Here is a 20532-nt window from a genome sequence, read left to right as displayed (position 1 = left end):
CTACATTTTATCTGGCGCTTTTATACCCAAAATAGCTAAACAGTTAGCAATTGTAACTTTAGTAGCATATACTAGCGCTAGCTTTTCAACTTTCTCTTCCTCATTATCCACTAAAATATGTTCATCATGATAGAACCTATTAAAGCTCTGTGCGATGTCTATAAGATGTCTCGTAAGAATTGATGGTTCATACTTAGCTGCAGCTTCTCTTACAACCTCTGGCACCCTATATATAAGCTTAGTTAGCTCATAAGCACTATCTGATGTTACATAGCTAAAATCTTTGATATCACAACTCTTAATCCTGTCTAGTTCCTGCTGCGATGCATTTCTTAGGACGCTAGATGCTCTAGCATGTGTATACTGAACATAAGGTCCTGTCTCACCATCAAAGTTAAGAATTTTATCCCATGAAAATACATAATCTTTAATCCTGTTGTTAGACAGTTCTTGGAATATAACTGCGCCAATTCCTACTTCTTTAGAAATCTCATCGATATCAATACCACTGGTATTCTTCTCCGAGATTATCTCTCTAGTCTTCTCAACGGCTTTATTAAGTACATCCTCTAAGAATACCACTCTCCCCTTGCGAGTAGACATCGTGCCTTCTTCAAGGCTTACTAGACCAAATGGAACGTGGATACAATCCTTTTCCCATGAATATCCCATCAAGGCTAGGACCTGTTTCCACTGCTTAAAGTGGAGATTCTGCTGTGTTGCTACTACGTAGATGTTCTTGTAGAAATCGTAGTGCTGCTTTCTATAAATAGCAGCAGCAATATCTCTAGTAGCATATAGACTCGAACCATCAGACTTCGTGATAACAGCTGGAGGCATATCGTAATCTTCGAGGTCTACTATCTGAGCACCTCTCGATTCGTGCATAAGGTTCTTATCCTTTAACTCCTTCAGAACTGCTGGCATCTTATCAGAATAGAAACTCTCACCTGCATATGAATCAAACTCGATGTCAAGCATCTTATAAACCCTGCTAAACTCTTCGAGGCTTAGCTCTCTAAATCTTTTCCATAGCTCAACCTCTTCGGGTTCACCGTTCTCTAGCTTGGCAAAAGTCTCTCTAGCCTTATCGTCTAGGCTAGGGTCCTTCTCAGCTTCTTCGTGAAACTTCGTATAGTATTTAAGAAGTGATTTTATAGGATTCTTTTCTAGTTCTTCCTCGCTTCCCCAAAGCCTATAAGCAACAATCATCTTCCCAAACTGTGTACCGTAGTCTCCGAGGTGGTTGATTCTAACAACATCATAACCAGTGGCATCATACAGCTTGTAGATTGAATTTCCGATAACCGTGCTTCTGATGTGTCCGATATGGAATGGCTTAGCGATGTTAGGTGATGAGAACTCTACTATTACCGTTTTCCCTTCGCCAACATTAGATTTACCGTATTCACATCCAAGGGAAACAACTTCCGAAACGACATTTCGCACAAACGCATCCTTACAGATAAACATATTCACATATGCATTGACCTGTTCAACCTTATCAAAGATAGATTCATTTTCGATTGACGATGCAACATCAGCAGCGATCATCTGCGGAGCTTTTCTCATCGTCTTCGCTAATCTAAAGCAAGGAAATGCAAAATCACCATTTTTAGGATCGGTTGGAACCTCAATCATTTCGGCAATTTCTTCGGCAGTTAACCCAATTTCCTGCTTAGCAATAATTTGTGCAATCTGTACCTTATAGTCGATCATTACTCGGACTTCTCCTCTTTATACCTTCTCTTTAAAATTATTCTCACTCATAACTGGTATCCCTCGTTTCTTGAGAAGATTGGCAAAGATGCCATCCCCAGAAATCAGGGTTCCTGTAAATGTTCCATCATAGATATGGTCACTACCGCACGATGGGCTATTAGCCTTGAGTATAGCTCCTTCTATCTCTTCACCTAGCTCATCAGCCTGCTTAAGGGCTAACTCTAGTGAAACAACTGCACCTTTGTGGAAATTATCTGTTAAATCGTTACCTTCCTTATCTATTACACGAATTTCCAAATTCCCATCAGAAGCCTTTATGTACTGTTGCTCTGCTGGCATTCTCGGCGCCTTTAGCCCGCCTGAAGTCTCTGGGCATACTAAAACAAATTCGTGGGTACGGCAGAATTCAACAACTTCCTCGTTATAGTTATTACCACCATTATACTTGCAATTATTGCCTAGAAGGCAGCTGCTAACGACGAACATTTACAAAATCTCCAGAATAAAACTTTAATCAATTAATTATATATCAAAATCAGCATTTTAGTAACCTATTAAAAGGAGCAAAGGTCATTATTTGTCTATAAAGGTGACCACAGTTACGCCTTCTCCACCTTGATCATATGAAGCGCCTGATACAGACTTGATGTTGCCATTTCTTTTAAGCATATTCCTGATGCCATTACGAAGTATTCCCTCACCTCTGCCGTGCACAATCTGCACTTCATTTATACCTGATAAAAAAGCATCGTCTATATACTTGCTAACTTCAAGTTCCGCATCGTCGAGGCTTTTCCCTATCACGTTGATAGATGGTGATATTGTCTTTGCCTTTGATGTATTCATTTTTGCGTAGCTCCTACGATTGCGCTCTTTTGTACCAGGCTTATTATTCTCGATAATCATAACATCCTTAATCTTTGCACCCATCTTTAGTGCTCCGATTCTCACCGTTAGGTTCCCGGAGGAATCTGGCGATGTTTCAACTTCACCATTCTGACCGAGCTTAAGTAGCTTGATTCTAGTTCCCGGCTTCAAATCATCCGCCCTCGGAACGTTTAAATTCTTGATCTTGCGTGGAGCAACGGCATTCTCAATTGACTTCTCCCTAAGTTTACGCTTGCTTTCTGCAACAACAGACGAAGAATTATTCCTGCCCTCCTTGGCTGCCTTTCTGAGCTCCTTGCTCACTTCCTTGACAGTCCTATTTGCATCGCTGATTATAGCACGAGCCTCTTCCTTAGCTTCTTCAATTATCTTATGTTTGCTTTCCTTTGCTTTCGCAAGCTTTTCCTCCGCTTCCTTAAGTTTTTTCTCAGCTTCTGCTGCTTTGATGCGGGCTTTTTCAAGCTCTATAATAACTTCCTTTTGATCTTCCTCTACTCTGGATACAGCACCCTCAAACTCGATATCACTTTCATTCATCAGAGATATCGCTCTATCGATAATACTAGGTTCAAGGCCGAGTTTTCTCGAAATTTCAAATGCATTAGACTTTCCAGGAAGTCCAACTTTAATCCTATATGTCGGTGCAAGTGCATCCATATCGAACTCCATCGATGCATTTTCAACGCCATCCGTAGAAAGTGCATATTTCTTGAGCTCCGTATAATGGGTGGTTGCAACGATATGTGCACCTTTTTCTTTCAAGGCTTCAAGCATAGCGACGCCAAGCGCCGCTCCCTCAGCGGGATCAGTTCCGGATCCCACTTCGTCGAGTAGTACCAGAGACTCTTTGTCTGCATTTGCAATAATGTTTGCAGTATTGAGCATATGAGAGGAGAATGTGCTCAGATTATTTTCGATGCTCTGTTCATCCCCAATTTCCGCATAAACTTCCTTGAATATCGGAATATTGCTCTCTTCATAACACGGAACGTGTAGACCAGACTCTGTCATAAGTATGAATAATCCAATAGTCTTAAGAGTTACAGTCTTACCGCCTGTATTAGGTCCAGTAATCAGAAGTGAATCATATCCATCACCTAGAGTTATATCAATCGGCACCACTTTCTCTGTATCGAGCAGTGGATGTCTACCCGCACGAATATAGAGAAACCCATCTTGATTCAGTTTTGGAGCAGTCGCATCCATCTTAACCGCAAGACGCCCCTTTGCATTTATAACGTCCAGTTTCACTAGCAGTTCTTGATTATTTTTGAGCTCGTTATAATGCTCTCCTACTCGGTCTGATAGCATCTGAAGGATTCGCTCAATTTCTCGCTGCTCGGCTAATTCCAGTTCTCTAAGTTCATTATTAAGACTTACTACAGCTTGTGGTTCAATAAAGAACGTAGCACCTGTTTTAGACTGGTCGTGGATGAGACCAGGTACCTTGCTACTGTATTCTCGCTTAACAGGTATTACGTATCTGCCATTCCTTAAAGTTACTATTGAATCCTGAAGGTATGAATTGTTGTTTCCTGCACTAGTGTAGCTATCAATTTTTCGACGTATACTCTCATTTTTGTTCCTGATTTCTCGTCTAATCTTATTTAGTTCAGGAGAGGCATTATCTGCCATCTCATCTTCAGACAGTATGCAGCGGTTTATCTCGCTCTCCAGCTTGGTATTTGGAGCAATTAGCGAATTTATCTCACTAATCATAGGGATTTCAGGAACATCATAAGATAGGAAGTCCTTAACTTCCCTTGCGCCAGCTAGGCTGCGATTGATAGCAAGAAGCTCCCTCATCGAAAGTGATCTGCCCTTGCGTACAATATCTAGCAGACCTCTAATATCCCCAATTTCTCCAACCGGAATACTGCCTTTATATAGAATAACGGAAACTGCTTCCGTAGTTTCCGTTAATGCTTCCTTAACCATCCGCATATTGGACATAGGCACGAATCCTTTAATGCGCTCTCGCGCAAGTTCTGACCCAGCCTGAGCGGAAAGAAGGTCTATTATTTTGTTGTACTCCAGAAGATTTAAAACCTTCTTATTCATTCTCGCCTCTAAACTTCTGTAAGTTTCTAATTTCGTTCTTGAGATTAGTATTCTCCATCTGGAGATCAAAGTAAGCACTTTCAAGCTCCGAACACTTAGTCTCTAGAGCTTTATACTTCTCGCTCTCCTGAACATTCATATCTGATGCAGTTGTCATCTTATCCTTCAGATCAGATACTTGTAGCTTAGCATCCTCCCAGAGTGAGATATAGTGTTTAACATCGTTATCAAGCTGATGATTCTCAGTCTGCAGCTTAAGCAACAAATCACTATTATCCATGAGTTTCTCAGCTAAGTTGATAGCTGTCAAAACTGCACTTCTGTAATTTGGATTGCTATTAAGCATCTTGCTGGTATGTCTAAGCTCATCGTCTACGTACTTAGCAATTTCCTTAATCTTATCCTCGCTCTTATCTCCAGATAGGACATAGTCATTGCCACAGATTGTAACGTCTGCTTTGCATTTTTCCATAATATACTCCATTCTGCTATAAACGTTGTATCCGTATTATCCCTCAGCAGCCCTTACCGCCTCGTACATGAGTATCGAAGCACATATCGCTGCATTAAGCGACTCAACTTCACCTTGCATTGGTATAGTCACCCGGACGTCGGAACATTCCATAATCTCGTCACTGATACCATTGCCTTCATTTCCTATAATAAGTGCTATATCCTTTTCAAGGTTACACTCATAATAAGGACACCCTTCTCTTGGATCTGTGACTACAATTTTCTTATCAAGCACGGTCGTTAAAGTCTTTAATTCATCAACATCATCGAGTTCCACAACAGAAATTCCGAATATCATTCCTGCTGATGCTCGAAGCACCTTAGGCGAAAAGATATCTGCAGTACCCTTTATTGTCGCAACAATTGAATAACTTGTCGCAACAGCAGTCCTAATCATAGTCCCTATATTGCCTGGATCCTGAAGTCTATCTAGCACGAGAATATTACTTGTGCCAATAGATTTTAAGCTGTCTATGGCATCCAGCCTATAGGAGATTTTATCAACGACCGCAATAATCCCAGATCCATTTTCCGCATCGCTTATCTTATCAAATAGATAGCGTGGAATCAGGTATATATCGCGATATTCAACGCCTTCGGCTAACTCGTCAGCAATCTCTCTGTAATCAAAATCATCTGATATGAGAACGAGTTTTATATGCTGCGCTTTACTTAGTGCCGCTCTTACAAGGTTGATTCCTTCAATAACGAATTCACCATGCTTATCACGGTATTTTTTTCTACCAAGTTTATTAATAAGGCGTATCTTATCATTGTCAGGTGAACTAATGAATCGATAGGACTCATTAGTCTTCCTGCCATATTCGTTATAAGCTTCCACTACTTAAGGAAATCAGGAACATCAAAGTCAGATGATCCGCTATTGTCCTTATGGTCTTCCTTCATGAAGTCGCTCATGTCAACAATCTGACCTTCAAGTCCATCGACATTAACACGTGTTCCACGAACACTAGGTGATGCAACTTCAGGAGTCTCATTAATTGGAGCGGAAAGCCCACCGCTTGTAAAATCAGTTGCGATAAGCGTAATAGACACTTTATCGTTCATATTCTCATTGACTGTAGCTCCAAATATGATGTTAGCATCAGGATCAGCCTCGTCTTGAATCTTGCTAGCAATCTTGCTGATATCCTGCATACCCATATCATATCCACCACAAACATATAGAAGTATGGATCTAGCTCCATCGATTGATGTCTCAAGAAGAGGACTCTCGATAGCATTTCTAACTGCATCTTCAATTCTGTTGTCCCCTGTACCGATGCCAACTCCCATGTGAGCAACTCCTCTGCCCTCCATAATAGTCTTAACATCTGCAAAGTCAACGTTAACGATTCCGTATTCAGAAATAAGATCAGAAATACCCTGTACACCCTGTCTTAGTACATCGTCAGCCATTGAGAATGCCTCAAGCATCGTTGTATTCTTTTCGCTTGAATCTATAAGTCTATCGTTAGGAATGATAACAAGAGAATCAACAAAATTAGTCAGATACTGTATACCCTTTGTCGCTCTGTTCCAACGTTTCTTACCTTCAAACGAGAAAGGCTTAGTAACTACTGCAACTGTTAGCGCACCACAGTCCATCGCAGCTTTAGCAATAATTGGCGCAGCACCTGTGCCAGTTCCACCACCCATGCCAGCAGTTACAAATACCATATCTGCATCCTGCAGATAACCTGAAATCTCCTCTAGGGTCTCCTCAGCTGCTCTCTGACCAATTTCAGGATTAGCACCTGCACCACGACCTCCGGTTAACTTTTCTCCTATCTGAATCTTTACTTCAGCTTTGCATTTTGCAAGAGCCTGCTTATCAGTGTTAACCGCAATAAAGGTTACACCTTGAAGATTCTCGTCAACCATTCTATTGATGGCGTTACAACCGCCGCCGCCTACACCTACGACTTTGATAATCGCAGCATTATCAGTGCTGGATACGAAGTCTGAAACAAATTCCATCATAAAGCCCCTCCTATTATCGACTAAATCTAACTAATAATATCATATTGAATCACACAATGCACTATATATACGGTTCTTTTTTGCATTCATACCACAAAATACATGGTTTTTTATTGTTTTTGATTAACAAATAATTAATATCTGTCATTTTAGAGTTCGGGTGTAAATGATGCATACCCATCGGACGAAATTGTAATTGTACCGCGCTTAATATTTCGTTTGAATAGTTCATCGAGCACCTTATGTAGTCGTCCTTTATCGATATTATCTTTAAGGTCCTTATATTTACTCTTCACAACCAGTGAATCATATACATTTGCTGTTATAAATAGCTCTGTGATATTTATTTTAGTGAAGTAAACATCCCCTGCCTCCATAGACTTAAGAAGAGATAATAGTTCTTTGAATAAATCTGGGCTATTAACCTCTACAGGCTCTCCAAGCTTAACCTTTTTAACCTTAAACCCTGTGACAATTGTTAGCTTTGGTTTTGTTTTAGTTATTCTCAGCAGCGTGCCCTTATTATCTATTATCAGAAACTGATCTCCATAAGTCAGGGCAGCAATCTGAATTCTCTCTTTTACATTTATAACAATTGTACTCGGCAACTTTCTATAAACTCTGGCTTCCTCTATATATGGGTTTTTTTCGAGATAATTAAGCATATTTCCTTTATTAAGTTTATAAATGATGTTCTGCCCTGTACTAGCATGCGCCATATTTGAAATCTCTTCATCGGTGAAGTATTTATTGCCTTGAACATCAATTGTATCTACTGTAAAGAAGCTTGATAAAGAAAACGCTGTAACTGCAATTATAACCCCTAGAATGATAAAGATTCTCGTAAAAAAACCTGGCATTTTAAGCTTTCTTTTGCGCTTCATCCGGCGTTTCTCTATATCATCAAGATCTGATTTTGTTTTTCTATCAGCCGGGCTCTCTATTTCTTCATTTACATTAGACTCTTTTTCGTCAGGTTTTTCACCTCCATTATTCTGTGAAAGCCCTGCGCCAGATGTCTCTCTTTCCAATGAAGAATCCTCTAAAGATTGATTATTATCACTTCCATCATTATCGAAGTTCTCAGGTGTATCTGTACCATTATTGGTATTAGAAACACTCGGTGTTCCTAGTTCAGAATCGATTTCCAGACCATTTTGTATATCTGCTTCATTCTTATTTTCTGATTTTTCATCTTCCTTGTCAGCCTGCTCTGGCTCTTCGTCAGCAGCTAACTGATCATTAGATACTATATATGCTTCTAGTTCATCTTTAGCACCGTTAAAAAGCGATTTAAGGTATTCTTCTTTACTCAGTTCAGGCTTAGTGCTCTTATCCTTTTTCATTGAAACCCCTATCTTCGTCTAGCTTTTACGTCACTAATTATCTCTTCACAAATTATTTTTGCAGCATCAACAGGCGCTGATTTATAGCTTCCTTGTTCCATCTCCTCTAAAAGAGCGCCATCTGTTCTAAGAGCTTTTAATGCATTGAGCACCCTAAGCTCTACATCACCATCTTCAGTTATAAGGACGGCCCCACCGTTATCAGCCACAGCTTTCGCATTGTAATATTGATGATCACCCGTTACATTTGGTGATGGAATAAATATAGCTGCTCGTCCAGCCATAGTTACTTCTGCTGTTGAAAGTGCACCTGATCTACAGATGATTACGTTGCTTGCAGACAGCATCTTTGCCATCTCAGATATATATGGCATCAATCTGACATTTGCAGGTACTTCCTTGCCGCCAACTTTTAGTCTATTATTGACATGTTCATAATAGTCCTTTCCTGTGCCGAACAGGATAGTTACATTTCTATCATCTCCATATTTGTTTATTATCGCAAGTCCGATGTCGTTAATAGTTTCGGCACCTAAACTGCCTCCAAAAATCAATACAGCAAAATCATCCTGTGCGATGCCTAGTTCAGAACGAGCAAGGTCTCTGTTTTGCTCTCCAAATTCGTTTCTAACCGGATTCCCTGTATATACTACCTTCTCACTAGGGAAGTACTTTCGCGCTGCCTCAAACCCTAGAAACACTCTTCTAGCATACTTAGAAAGTAGCTTGTTTGCCACGCCAGGATAAGCGTTTTGCTCATGAATATAAACGGGAATCTTAAGGGCTTTAGCTGCGAGCACTACCGGCACACTTACAAAACTGCCCGTACTTACGACAAGATCAGGCTTAAACTGCTTCATTACATTAATCGCCTGTCTCTTTCCACGTTCATTTTTGAAAAGTGTCTTAGCGAGCTTAAGAGGGCTGCTTCTATCAAACCATCTGGAGTCTATATACTTTAGGTCATATCCGTATTTGGGTACGATATAGCGTTCCATACCCTCATCAGAACCGAGGTAAAGGAATTCTGCATCCCTATCGATTTCCTTGAATTGATCAGCAATCGCTAGTGCAGGATAAATATGTCCACCCGTGATTCCCCCAGTTAAAATTACTCTCATCTCTACTTTGCCCTTCCTTGCTTAGATATATTTAGCATTATGCCCATAGACGCCATGAACACCCATAACGATGTACCGCCATAGCTAACGAATGGCAATGTAATACCTGTTGCCGGCATAGATGCGGTTACAACAGCCACATTTACAATAACCTGCAGCCCAAGCATAATAGCAATTCCTGCAGCCATGAATAGCCCTAGCTTATCCTTGGCCTTAGATGAAACCATAATACATCTCCATATTAGAACAAGATATACAATCATCATTATAAAGATTCCTACGAAACCGAGTTCTTCGCCTATTATCGCTAGGATAAAGTCATTCTGTGGCTCTGGTAGATATAGGTTCTTGGAGATACTATTTCCAAGACCTAACCCTTTGAAGCCTCCATTTCCTAGTGCAATTATGGATTGTGAAACTTGATATCCCTCTCCTTGAGCATCCTTAAATGGATCCATCCAGTTTGTAAGTCTTGAGTACCAATGCGTGTGCCTAAAAAACAGCAGAATCGAGACCATGCCAACACCCAAGCTACCAAACGCAATGACAATGTATTTCCAAGCTAGCCCACCCACAAATAGAATACCAATCATAATGGCCACGATTACAATTGCTGTAGATAAGTTTGGCTGCTTGATAATCAAAGCTGCATGAACTGCCATAAGTGCTAATATAGTTGACATTCCGGTAATCCCTTGTTTTGCTTTATTAGGATGTTCCGCAAGGTATGTGGCAGTAAAGATGATCATGGCTAGCTTCGATATTTCACTCGGGGTAATTCTGATTGGTCCTATAAATATCCACCGCCTCGCGAAATTTACAGTTACTCCTAGAGGTGTGAAAAGAAGCAATAGCATCAATAAGCTGAACAGCGCAATCTGCTTGTAATACTTAGAGTACGAATGATAGTCTACTTTTGAAAAAACAAGCAGAATAGCAAAGCCTGATACAGCAAAAGCAACCTGTCTCTTCAGAAAGTAATATGCATCCGTTGATTTCGCAAGTGTAGAATAATAGCCTGCACTAAATACCATCACCACCCCGAACATGGTAAGAGCAGCAACCAGTAAAAGTATAGTGAAATCGCTTTCCGTATACAAACTGCTCATCGCTCCTTTAAAGAACTTACGACTCGATGATAGCTTGCTAGTCCTAGCGGGAATTTCCGCTTTAGACTTATTATTCTTTTTTGACTTTTTAATATTGCTTGGTTTCTTCAATTTTGGCTTCCCTCTATCCCAAACTCTAATGAACACTAACTACTATCTTAGCAGTTGATTTACACAGTTTTTAAAATGGTCACCCCGTTGCTCATAATTATCGTACATATCCCAACTTGCGCAAGCAGGTGATAATAACACTTTGTCGCCTGATTCAGAGAGTTTATGCGCTCTCTTTACACAATCATTCATATCGTTTTCATGGTAGATATTTGAGAATCCAGCGGCCCTAGCTGCCTTCTCGATATCTTTTGCATCTCTTCCTAGTAAAACAAGCGCTTTTACACGACCAAGCAGGTTTTCGCCGAGCTCCGTAAAGTCTTGTGCTTTTCCATCTCCTCCTGCAATCAAGACGATATCCCTCTCCAAGGCCTTTAAAGCAATTATTGAAGCATCGACATTCGTTCCCTTTGAATCATTATAAAACTTCACCCCATCGACAATACCGCAGTATTCTATTCTATGTTCAACGCCAGGGAACTTCTTAAGTGCATCAGCGATGACAGCGGTATCGATACCGGCAAAAAACGAAATTGCAGCTGCAGCAAGAGCATTCTCTAGGTTGTGGTTACCGATTATTTTTAGCTCATCCTTACTACAAATTTGATGAACTATTCCACTTTCATCTCTGATTACTATATAGCCATCGTCTATATAGGCCCCAAATTCAAGCTCTTCAATCCTGCTAAACGGTACTAGCCTAGCCTTCGTATTATCGCCAAGAGCAAGACATGCCTTATCATCATAGTTTATAACCATGTAGTCGTCAGAAGTCTGGTTCTTGCCTATCGCCGCCTTACAAGCACCATAAGCTTCCATACTACCGTGTCTATTAAGGTGATCCGGAGTAAAGTTAAGTATTGCGGATACTACAGGCTTGAACCTTGAAACTGTTTCAAGTTGAAAACTGCTAGCCTCGGTTATCATCCATTCATCATCCGTTGAATCCTGCACCTTTGAAATAGTAGCAACACCTATATTGCCAACTACAGTGTACTTCCTGCCGGACTCCTCAAAAATTTTACCTACCAAACTTGTAGTCGTCGTCTTACCATTAGTTCCGGTAATCGCTACAAACTTACCATAAGATAGTCTATATGCCATCTCTAGTTCGCCAATTACTTCTACCCCATGGTTTCTTCCATCATTAAGGAATGAAAGATTAGGATTCACCCCCGGACTAAGCACGACGATGTCAAAACTGCCCATATGCTCTGGCGTTGATCCAAAATAATATTCTATACCCTCTCTATCTAGGAATGTTATGAATTTAGGGTCTATCTTTTCTACTGTATTGATGTCCTGTGCTGTTACTGTCGAGCCAAGAGCATGGAGCTCTTTTACAGCCGCCATCCCAGAGCGACCCATACCTACAACAAGGATTTTTTTATCGGAGACTTCTCTTCTGTATTCATCAACTGTATAACTCATAATCCACTCCTCACCAGTTCTAAGCAACTGAGAAATATGCAATTACACTCGAGCATATCGTTACGAGTGTAAATAGTTTTACTACGTTGTACTCTTTCATACCACCGAGTTCAAAATGGTGGTGAATCGGTGCCATGCGAAAGAACCTCTTACCACCAGTCTTACGAAAGTATACTACCTGAATAATAACTGAAAGAGATTCCACTACATATATTATTCCTGCAACAGGAAGTAGGAATTCAGTCTTACTTACTATTGCAATTGCAGAAAGGACACCTCCTAGAGCCATTGAGCCTGTGTCGCCCATGAATATCTTAGCTGGGTACTTATTGAAAAATAAGAAACCAATCAGAGAGCCTGCAATAGCTAGTCCACTGACCGTTAGTATATATACATCGTGAGTGTACCCTACTAATGCAAAAAGGATTGCTACAACAAGCGTTACTGAAGACGCGAGACCATCAAGTCCATCGGACAGATTAACTCCGTTTGACATAGCGACTTCTGTCAAAATTACGAAAGGCATGAAAAGCAATCCGAAATTCACATATATATTGACAAACGGGATTAGCACATCCGTACCATTGCCACCAAGTATCATGTATAGCCCTATCCCAAGGCTAAGCAATACTTGCAGCAATATCTTCTGCTTTGCTGTTAGTCCTAGATTATTCTTCTTGGCAATTTTCTCAAAGTCATCAAGAAACCCTATAGCACCAAATACAAGCATAGTAAGGATTATTGCAAAGGTGTCAGCTGCATCTCCGTTAGTGACTATCCCGGTAGCAAGCCCGGCAGCAATTCCAAGAACTATCATGACACCACCCATAGTTGGTGTCCCAGCCTTTTTTTTGTGTGCCTCCGGTCCTTCTTCTCGAATGAATTGGCCAAACTGCTTCTGCTTAAGAAATGGAATCAGAAGTTTGGTCCCCACCGTCGAAATGAGCAATGATACTATAAAAACAACTACAAGTGAAATATTCATCTACCTCTTCCTTGCTAAATAATAGCTGAAATAACTTCTTCTAACTTCATACCGCGGGATGCCTTTACTAAAATTAAATCACCTTTATGAAGTATTGCGTTAAGGTCCTTAATCGCCTCATTTTTATCTTTGTACGAGATCACTCTCGTCCTACTAGCTATATTATGCTCAGCACCTATAAATGCGTCTTCCGCTGCGCTAGCAATCGCCTCAGCATTTGATCCAATTGTTATTAGTAACTCTAGGCCAACATCTACAGCGTATGTTCCCACGCTTCTATGGAGTTCTACCGAATCATCACCAAGTTCAAACATGGCACCAAGTATCGCCACATGCCTTTCTGCTTTAGATGCCATAAGCATCTTGATACCTGCTTTCATAGATTCCGGACTAGCATTGTATGCGTCGTTAATAATCGTTAGATTATCACGTCTATCAATCTCAAGGCGCCCTGATGAAAAATGTGTGTTAGCCAAAGCCAAAATCGCATCTTTCGGTTTAATATCAAGCCTGGTACCCGCAGCGACTGCAAGTGCGGCATTACCGAGATTATGTGACCCAACTACTGGTATGGTGAGTTCGAATGTTCCGTCGTAATCCTCATCACCTGTTTGAACATCTAATATACAACTAACGCCATCTATCCCACCGTCTTTAATATCGCGGAATATAAAATTATCGTCATCTTTACTTCCTACTGTTAGGATTTCCGTGTCAGAAGGCACTATTTTGCTGACTTTCTGTCTAGTAAGCATGTCACAATCTGAATTAACAATAACAGTTTCTTTGTCATTGAAATATTTCGTGATACCTAGCTTTTCAATCGACAAGTTCTCACGCGTTCCGAACACTTCTAGGTGCGAAGTCCCCACATTTGTTACCACACCTATCTGCGGCCTAACAATATCAGCAAGTTCGCTGATGTGTACAGATTCTCCAGCTCCCATTTCGATAACAGCAGCTTCAATATCATCTTCGAATCCAAACACTGTTAGTGGCACTCCATAATCGCTGTTAAGATTGCCTGGAGTCTTCCCGGTCTTGTACTTTGCCGAAAGAACTGCTCCTAGAAAATCTTTCGTACTCGTCTTTCCAACACTGCCTGTAACGGCAACTTTGATTAAATCCTTCCAGTCTGCCATATACTGTTTTGCAAGCTGCATGAGCGCATCTCTGGTATTATTCACTAGGATTACCGTCATATCACCGGTTTCTGAAATCTTTTTAGCCCAATCGGGATTGGATACCACCGCTGCAAGACATCCGCTTTCCTTAACTGCTGGTAGGAAATCATGACCATCATTTCTCTCACCTATAACAGCGAAAAACAGTGTTCCTGATTTCACCTGTCTTGAATCGATAGCAACACTAGTGATCTCTTTCGACCCTGTGTCAGATATAAGCTTTGCACCATGCATTGATTCAAGAATATATTTAATTCCTGTTTTCTTCATTAAACTAGTCCTTAATTATTTACTATAAATATATACCGTACCGCCTTTAGCAATCTTATCGCCTTTCTTAGGATACTGATCGATTACAACAAATGAATCGCCAGTTCCTTCTGGCATCTTTTTAGCCTTGAGACCTGCAGCAGTAATCTTGCTTATCGCCTCACTGCTATTAAGACCTTTAACATCGGGCACAGAAATCTCTGCTTTGGCTAGGGCACTCTCCTCACTCTTTGAATATTTACGCTCTATACCCTTGTATACAAGTGTCTTTTCGAGAATTTTCTTGACTATAGGACCGGCATTGGCTGCACCGTAAATACTCTTCTTAGGTCTCGTTACCATAACGAGAATTGATACCTGTGGATCGTCCATCGGTGCCATAGCGATAAACGAAGCTATGGTCTGTTCAGAGTATCCTGAATTCTCAGCGATATTTGCAGTACCCGTCTTACCTCCGATCCTATATCCAGCCAGATAGGCGCTTGTACCGCCACCATCCGATACGTAGTACTCCATGATAGAACGCATCTTATCGGCAGTTGACTTAGAAACTGTCTGTCTTAGACGTCTATTCTTAATTACTTTCTTAACCTTGCCATCAGGACCTATGATTTCCTTTACTACTTTAGGTTGCATCATTATCCCGTCATTACCAAGTGAATTTATAGCAGTCATCAGCTGGATTGGAGAAATAGCTATTCCCTGTCCATATCCCATTGTGGCAAGGTCAACGTTGCTCACATTATTCTTATTCTTAATTATTGGGTCAGCTTCTCCAGGTAAATCCACTCTCGTCTTCTGAGTAAATCCGAAGATATCTATGTACTTGTAGAAGTTAATCTTTCCCATATCAAGGGCAACTCTAGCTAGTGCAGGGTTGCATGAATTTCCAACTGCTTCAGTGATATTCTGAGTTCCGTGTGGAACTGGACTCCAGCAATTCAGCTTTGTTCCATCCACATTGATATATCCAGGACAGTTGTATCTAGACGAATCGGTTGTAGTTCCAGATTCGATAGCGGACGAAGATGTTATTAGCTTAAATGTCGATCCAGGCTCATAAAGCCCACTTACAGCTGGATTGGTCCACATTCTACTAAGGTACGCACTCTTCTCCTTAGTACTGAGAGATTTAAACTTCTTCGCTTCATCACCTGACGGAGTGTATGGGTTGTTAGGATCATAGCTTGGAGTACTTGCCATAGCTAGTATGTCTCCTGTACGCGGGTCCATAACTATGCATGTAATTGACTCTGCTCCAGTGTCATCCATGCCCTCAGCGAGTGCGTCTTCAACATAGTGCTGAATTACTTCATCTATCGACGTCACAAGGCTATCACCATTCTGAGGAGAATAATATTTGCTACTACCTACAGAAAGTGCATTGCCATATATATCAGTCGTTCTAACCACTCGCCCTTTGATTCCGGCAAGTTTCTCGTTATATTGGTATTCTAGACCGTTAAGTCCAGTATTTTTACTGTCTACTGACCCAAGGAGTGTAGATGCAAATGTACCATTAGGATATGATCTAGTAACCTTTGTCTTTACTACAATATCATCTCCCCACTCTTTCTGAGCCTTGTTGACTTGACTTTGATCAAGCCCTTTTGCAAGCAAAACTAGATTGTCTTTGCCTGAAAGCTTTTTCTTCATCTCCTTACGGCTATCACCAGATAGCTTAGATAAATCGCGTAGATTCTTCTCTTTCGCAGAACTATCCAAACCCTTTTTCTTGTATAGGTTAAGCGAATAGCCATAAAGTTCATACTTTGTGACTGTCTGAGCTAGAACTTTTTTATTCCTGTCATAAATATTACCTCTTACGGGATCAAGTTCTGTATCTATCTTCTGCATTTCAGCAGCCTTTGCATTTAAATCATCAGCCTTAATAACCTGCCAAAACGCTAGACGAAATATAAGAATCGTAAAGCATACTACGATTGCTAGAAACCCAAAACCAAGTCTGCTTTTATTTTCAGCAGTCACCGCGGTACTTACAGCCTTGCGATTAGCGGTATTGGTAGTTGTTCTGGTCACCTTGCCTTTACCTGAAGCCTTCTTATTCTTTTTATCTAAAGGATTGTGGAACTTAGCCATCAAATTCTCCTAATTACTTTCTAATTATCCGCAACACTACAATTTACATTATATACCATATCTAGTCGTTTTTTGTATATTTACTGTACATATATTTGAAAAAAGCCACCGATCCAATTTAGGATCAGTGGCATTATAATCAATATGAACTATTTATTCATAAGCTTCATCCTTGATTGCCGATGCTAGGTTTGTCTTGCTAGAAGATTTTGAGTCTCCAATAGTTATACAATTCTGCGACTCAGAATGTACCATTCCGAATTTCTCAGTTGCAGTCTTCTCAATTTTATTAATATTGCTTGCATCGTTTATCTTCGTGTTTAGTGAATCAACCTCTGCTTGGATATAGTCGTTTTTCTTCTGAAGCTGGTTGTTCTCTTGATTGAGATTTGCCGCAAATGCGGACATAACCACCATCATGAGACACATGATCCCCGCAATAATAACTACAGCAAGCATCCTCGAATTCTGCTTTGCTCTTGTGTTACGATTGATATTGCTATAGCTCCTTCTTTCAACGCGAGCTCCACCATTCATTGTCCCTGCTACGTTAGTCGCAACCTGCATTTCCTTCTTCTCCCTTACTGAATACCCTTAAATTTTTTCAATAACTCTTAGCTTAGCGCTTCTTGCTCTCGGATTCGACTCCAGCTCTTGTTCGCTTGCTACTAATGGCTTTCTCGTAACCTTTCTTACATCTGCCACTTTACCGCATACACACACAGGTAGCTCTGGCGGACAGGTACATGGATTCACTCTCTTATTAAATGCATCCTTTACTATTCTGTCCTCTAGCGAATGAAATGTTATAACAGACATTCTTCCGCCAGGTGCTAACAACTCAGGAAGCTTCTCCATCGCTAGCTTTAGATGTTCTAGCTCTCCATTTACCTCTATCCTTATCGCTTGAAATGTTCTCTTTGCCGGATGAGGTCCTGTTCGTCTTGCTGAGGCTGGAATAGCAGCCTTTATAATATCTACCAGTTGTCCCGTGGTCTCTATATATTTTTCATCTCTCGCCTTAACTATGAACTTAGCTATACGTGACGCCCAGCGCTCTTCGCCGTACTCCTTGATAATTCGAAAAAGCTCAGCTTCTGAATATTCATTTACAACAGTCGCTGCTGTGAACATATCGTCTTCATTCATACGCATATCCATAGGGGCATCGTGCATGTACGAAAACCCTCGCTCTGCTGTATCCAGTTGATAAGAGGAAACGCCTAAATCCAAAAGTATTCCATCAACTTTACCAATTTCAGTTCTTATCTTGTCGACATCACTGTAATTTGCATGAATGAACGTCTTCTTACAACTGAACTTACTCAGCCTCTCCATCGCAGTTTCGAGCGCAATACTGTCTCTGTCAACCGCCACCAGGTGTCCATCATCACTGAGTCTCTCGCAAATTCCTGAAGAATGACCAGCTCCTCCGACCGTGCCGTCCATATAAGTCCCATTCGCCTTTATATTGAGCGAATCGATAACTTCATTGAATAAAACTGGCACATGTTCAAACGTCATCATCTCTCCTAAAGCCCATACTCAGCTAATTTCGCTATGAAATCTTCGTCATCCATAGGATTGTCATCCTCATTTTCATTGAAGATTTCCTTGCTCCAAACCTCTATCTTGTCCATCGCACCAAGGGTTACCAAATCTTTATCTATCCTTGCGTAACTCTTGAGGTTCGCAGGTACTATCACGCGTCCCTGCGAATCCAGTTTGCATTCACTCGCCTGCGAAAATAGCTTCCTTATAAACTCTCGTATAGCTGGGTCTGACTGCCTAAGTTCCTTTAATTTTTCTACTAACAGCCCCCAATCTTCCATCGTGTAGATGTAGATACAGCGGTCATACCCTCTTGATAGAACGCACTCCCCGCCGAGCTGGTTTCTGTACTTTGCCGGAATGATTAACCGGTTCTTGCTGTCTATTGAATTTTCATAAGTCCCGGTAAACATATCTTCCCTCTTTGCACACAAATTCTATTTTTTTATACTTGCTCCTCCATTTTAAACCACTTCTCTCCACAATTCAACACTTTATTGGTATTTTTATGTATTTTTCAGTAATTTCGCTGATTTTTTTCATAAAAAAAGAAGACTGTTCAAAGTCCAGTCTTCCATCATAAATTCATTTAATAATTCATCAAGTGAGCAAAGATACAATTTTAGATAGTCACTTTTTTAAGTCCCACAGCTGCCTCAAGATTTAACATTCCATCTGCTTCTGTATAAAAATATATTAGCTTTTCCGCCCTATAATCCATTTCGCCAGGATCCACAGCATCGCTGCGATAAACCTTAAACTCGCTGCCCAGCGGCGCTTCGTGAACGTACCTAAGATTAATCGATGTAATGAAATACTTTTCTGCATCATCAATATTGTCGTACAGCTTAGATGCATATACAGTATTATTCATATGCATATTAATGTCTATCATCGACATCGCCACCTTAGAACTCTCAACTTCTTGAAACTTTAGCTCTTTAGGGATTCTAAACCTCCTTGGAATCGAGAGTTCTGGAGCCTCATCCATAGAGTAGGTACCCATATCATAATCTTTGCTAGCTATAAGCTTTCCCGTAACGGTATCAACGAGAGCCCAGTTGCAGATGGCTTTTGCAACCAACTGACCACCCTTATACATTTCATAGCCGCGCGGAAAATTCGCACCTTTACCAGGGATAATCCACGTTTCTACGTCAACGTCGTAATACTTTTCAACTGGCGTAAACACTTCAATACTCATTCGGCTTACCACAAAAGCTTTATGCTCTTTGTTATATAGCTCATCGTATGCTACCGCCTCTTCTCTCATCTGTCTATCACCAGATTCCTGAAGAAGCTGCATAAGCTGCATCGGTTTAAGCGCGCCATGCAGGTCGACTTCATACGATCTGATATTATAATGTGTCTTGAATCTCATATAAGTCCCCTTTTCTATACTACAGTCGAATTATTTGCCCTGTCATAAAAGATGAACTGGTTGATGCCAGCTGCCTAGTTGCATCTGCAACATGTGTACTAGCATTGTCATCTTTCTCATATATAATAGCATTGACATTAATATTTGCATCGTTCAGCGATTTAGACAGTGATATGGTTAAGCCCTTGATATACGATTCGAGTATATCGCATGAGAACCCTGAGTTCTCGTCCTTCGCAGCGGTTATTATTATACTGCCACAACGCCTGTTTAAAAACGGTCTGAGCGCCCTAATCGTATAGAAGAGTCCATCAATCTCTGCAATTACCTTGTTCCGCCATTTGTCACCATCCATATTGTCGAAGCTCGTATTGTCAGAAATATCAATATTAAACACAAGCACATCAAACTCATCATCGAAATATCCTCTTAGCACTTCAAGTGCCGACCACAGCGAATCAAGTTTAGATATCTTACACCTAATATTGAGTGCACTTACCTCTTTGCTAAGAGCAATGGCCTTATCGTATGAATTGCTGTAAAAGAAAGCTGTAGATGCACCGTACGAAGCAAAGCTTCTCACTAGCATCTCACCACCAGCATTTACACCGTCTGTTATAAGAACACGTTTGCCCTTTCTCATGTTTTAGACCTCCAACACTACTGCTCATGAATATTTTTAATGTTATCACTTAGCCCACACAACATCAAGAGACCGCTATATGCTTCTGCACATAGCGGCCCTCTAATATATTCAAATATGTGATATCTCCAGA

The 20532-nt window shown here is 40.7% G+C and carries 18 protein-coding genes; all 18 read right to left on the bottom strand.

Annotated elements, in window-relative coordinates; all coding sequences use genetic code 11:
- The 18 genes from argS to C5Q96_RS01585 all read right to left on the bottom strand — a co-directional run bounded on the left by argS (window position 1) and on the right by C5Q96_RS01585 (window position 20399).
- The gene (gene argS / locus C5Q96_RS01670; protein ID WP_106056622.1) at window positions 1-1719 is read right to left on the bottom strand and encodes an arginine--tRNA ligase; all 1719 of its coding nucleotides are present in this window, start codon (window positions 1717-1719) and stop codon (window positions 1-3) included.
- A gap of 18 nt (window positions 1720-1737) precedes the next feature.
- A complete protein-coding gene (locus C5Q96_RS01665) occupies window positions 1738-2208 on the bottom strand; it encodes a DUF523 domain-containing protein (RefSeq protein ID WP_106056620.1) in 471 nt (156 codons plus the stop codon).
- Window positions 2209-2295: 87 nt separating this feature from the next.
- On the bottom strand, window positions 2296-4671 hold the full coding sequence (locus tag C5Q96_RS01660; protein ID WP_106056618.1) for an endonuclease MutS2: 2376 nt from the start codon (window positions 4669-4671) through the stop codon (window positions 2296-2298).
- A complete protein-coding gene (locus tag C5Q96_RS01655) occupies window positions 4664-5143 on the bottom strand; it encodes a cell division protein ZapA (RefSeq protein WP_158696652.1) in 480 nt (159 codons plus the stop codon). Before C5Q96_RS01655 ends, C5Q96_RS01660 begins: the two co-directional genes overlap by 8 nt.
- A 36-nt stretch (window positions 5144-5179) precedes the next feature.
- Window positions 5180-6025 carry a TrmH family RNA methyltransferase gene (locus C5Q96_RS01650; RefSeq protein ID WP_106056614.1) on the bottom strand — a complete coding sequence of 282 codons (846 nt, stop codon included), beginning with the start codon at window positions 6023-6025 and terminating at the stop codon, window positions 5180-5182.
- On the bottom strand, window positions 6025-7167 hold the full coding sequence (gene ftsZ, locus C5Q96_RS01645; protein ID WP_106056612.1) for a cell division protein FtsZ: 1143 nt from the start codon (window positions 7165-7167) through the stop codon (window positions 6025-6027). Before ftsZ ends, C5Q96_RS01650 begins: the two co-directional genes overlap by 1 nt.
- Before the next feature lie 149 nt (window positions 7168-7316).
- On the bottom strand, window positions 7317-8513 hold the full coding sequence (locus C5Q96_RS01640) for a cell division protein FtsQ/DivIB (RefSeq protein ID WP_106056610.1): 1197 nt from the start codon (window positions 8511-8513) through the stop codon (window positions 7317-7319).
- A gap of 8 nt (window positions 8514-8521) precedes the next feature.
- Entirely contained in the window at window positions 8522-9634 is a 1113-nt protein-coding gene (gene murG / locus C5Q96_RS01635; protein ID WP_106056608.1) for an undecaprenyldiphospho-muramoylpentapeptide beta-N-acetylglucosaminyltransferase, read from the bottom strand.
- A gap of 2 nt (window positions 9635-9636) precedes the next feature.
- On the bottom strand, window positions 9637-10854 hold the full coding sequence (gene ftsW / locus C5Q96_RS01630) for a putative lipid II flippase FtsW (protein WP_106056606.1): 1218 nt from the start codon (window positions 10852-10854) through the stop codon (window positions 9637-9639).
- Between the two features lie 42 nt (window positions 10855-10896).
- Window positions 10897-12285, bottom strand: a complete 1389-nt coding sequence (gene murD, locus C5Q96_RS01625; RefSeq protein WP_106056604.1) for a UDP-N-acetylmuramoyl-L-alanine--D-glutamate ligase — start codon at window positions 12283-12285, stop codon at window positions 10897-10899.
- 19 nt (window positions 12286-12304) lie between these two features.
- Window positions 12305-13270 carry a phospho-N-acetylmuramoyl-pentapeptide-transferase gene (gene mraY, locus C5Q96_RS01620; protein WP_106056602.1) on the bottom strand — a complete coding sequence of 322 codons (966 nt, stop codon included), beginning with the start codon at window positions 13268-13270 and terminating at the stop codon, window positions 12305-12307.
- Window positions 13271-13284: 14 nt separating this feature from the next.
- Window positions 13285-14724 (bottom strand): UDP-N-acetylmuramoyl-tripeptide--D-alanyl-D-alanine ligase, encoded by a 1440-nt coding sequence (locus C5Q96_RS01615; protein WP_106056600.1) that lies wholly within the window; start codon window positions 14722-14724, stop codon window positions 13285-13287.
- Between the two features lie 15 nt (window positions 14725-14739).
- Entirely contained in the window at window positions 14740-16824 is a 2085-nt protein-coding gene (locus tag C5Q96_RS01610) for a penicillin-binding transpeptidase domain-containing protein (RefSeq protein ID WP_106056598.1), read from the bottom strand.
- A 153-nt stretch (window positions 16825-16977) separates the two neighbouring features.
- Window positions 16978-17391, bottom strand: a complete 414-nt coding sequence (locus C5Q96_RS01605; protein ID WP_106056596.1) for a cell division protein FtsL — start codon at window positions 17389-17391, stop codon at window positions 16978-16980.
- Between the two features lie 27 nt (window positions 17392-17418).
- Window positions 17419-18348: a 16S rRNA (cytosine(1402)-N(4))-methyltransferase RsmH gene (gene rsmH / locus C5Q96_RS01600; RefSeq protein WP_106056594.1), complete on the bottom strand. Its 930-nt coding sequence runs from the start codon at window positions 18346-18348 to the stop codon at window positions 17419-17421.
- 8 nt (window positions 18349-18356) lie between these two features.
- The gene (mraZ, locus tag C5Q96_RS01595; RefSeq protein WP_106056592.1) at window positions 18357-18788 is read right to left on the bottom strand and encodes a division/cell wall cluster transcriptional repressor MraZ; all 432 of its coding nucleotides are present in this window, start codon (window positions 18786-18788) and stop codon (window positions 18357-18359) included.
- A gap of 209 nt (window positions 18789-18997) precedes the next feature.
- The gene (locus tag C5Q96_RS01590; protein WP_106056590.1) at window positions 18998-19756 is read right to left on the bottom strand and encodes an acyl-[acyl-carrier-protein] thioesterase; all 759 of its coding nucleotides are present in this window, start codon (window positions 19754-19756) and stop codon (window positions 18998-19000) included.
- Between the two features lie 19 nt (window positions 19757-19775).
- Complete coding sequence (locus C5Q96_RS01585; RefSeq protein WP_106056588.1) at window positions 19776-20399, bottom strand: SDR family oxidoreductase; 624 nt, start codon at window positions 20397-20399, stop codon at window positions 19776-19778.
- Window positions 20400-20532 lie beyond the last annotated feature (133 nt).

The organism is Mogibacterium diversum (assembly GCF_002998925.1).
GTDB classification, from domain to species: Bacteria; Bacillota; Clostridia; order Peptostreptococcales; family Anaerovoracaceae; genus Mogibacterium; species Mogibacterium diversum.
Note: the sequence above shows the minus strand (reverse complement) of the source record. Positions and strands in the feature narration are given on the sequence as shown.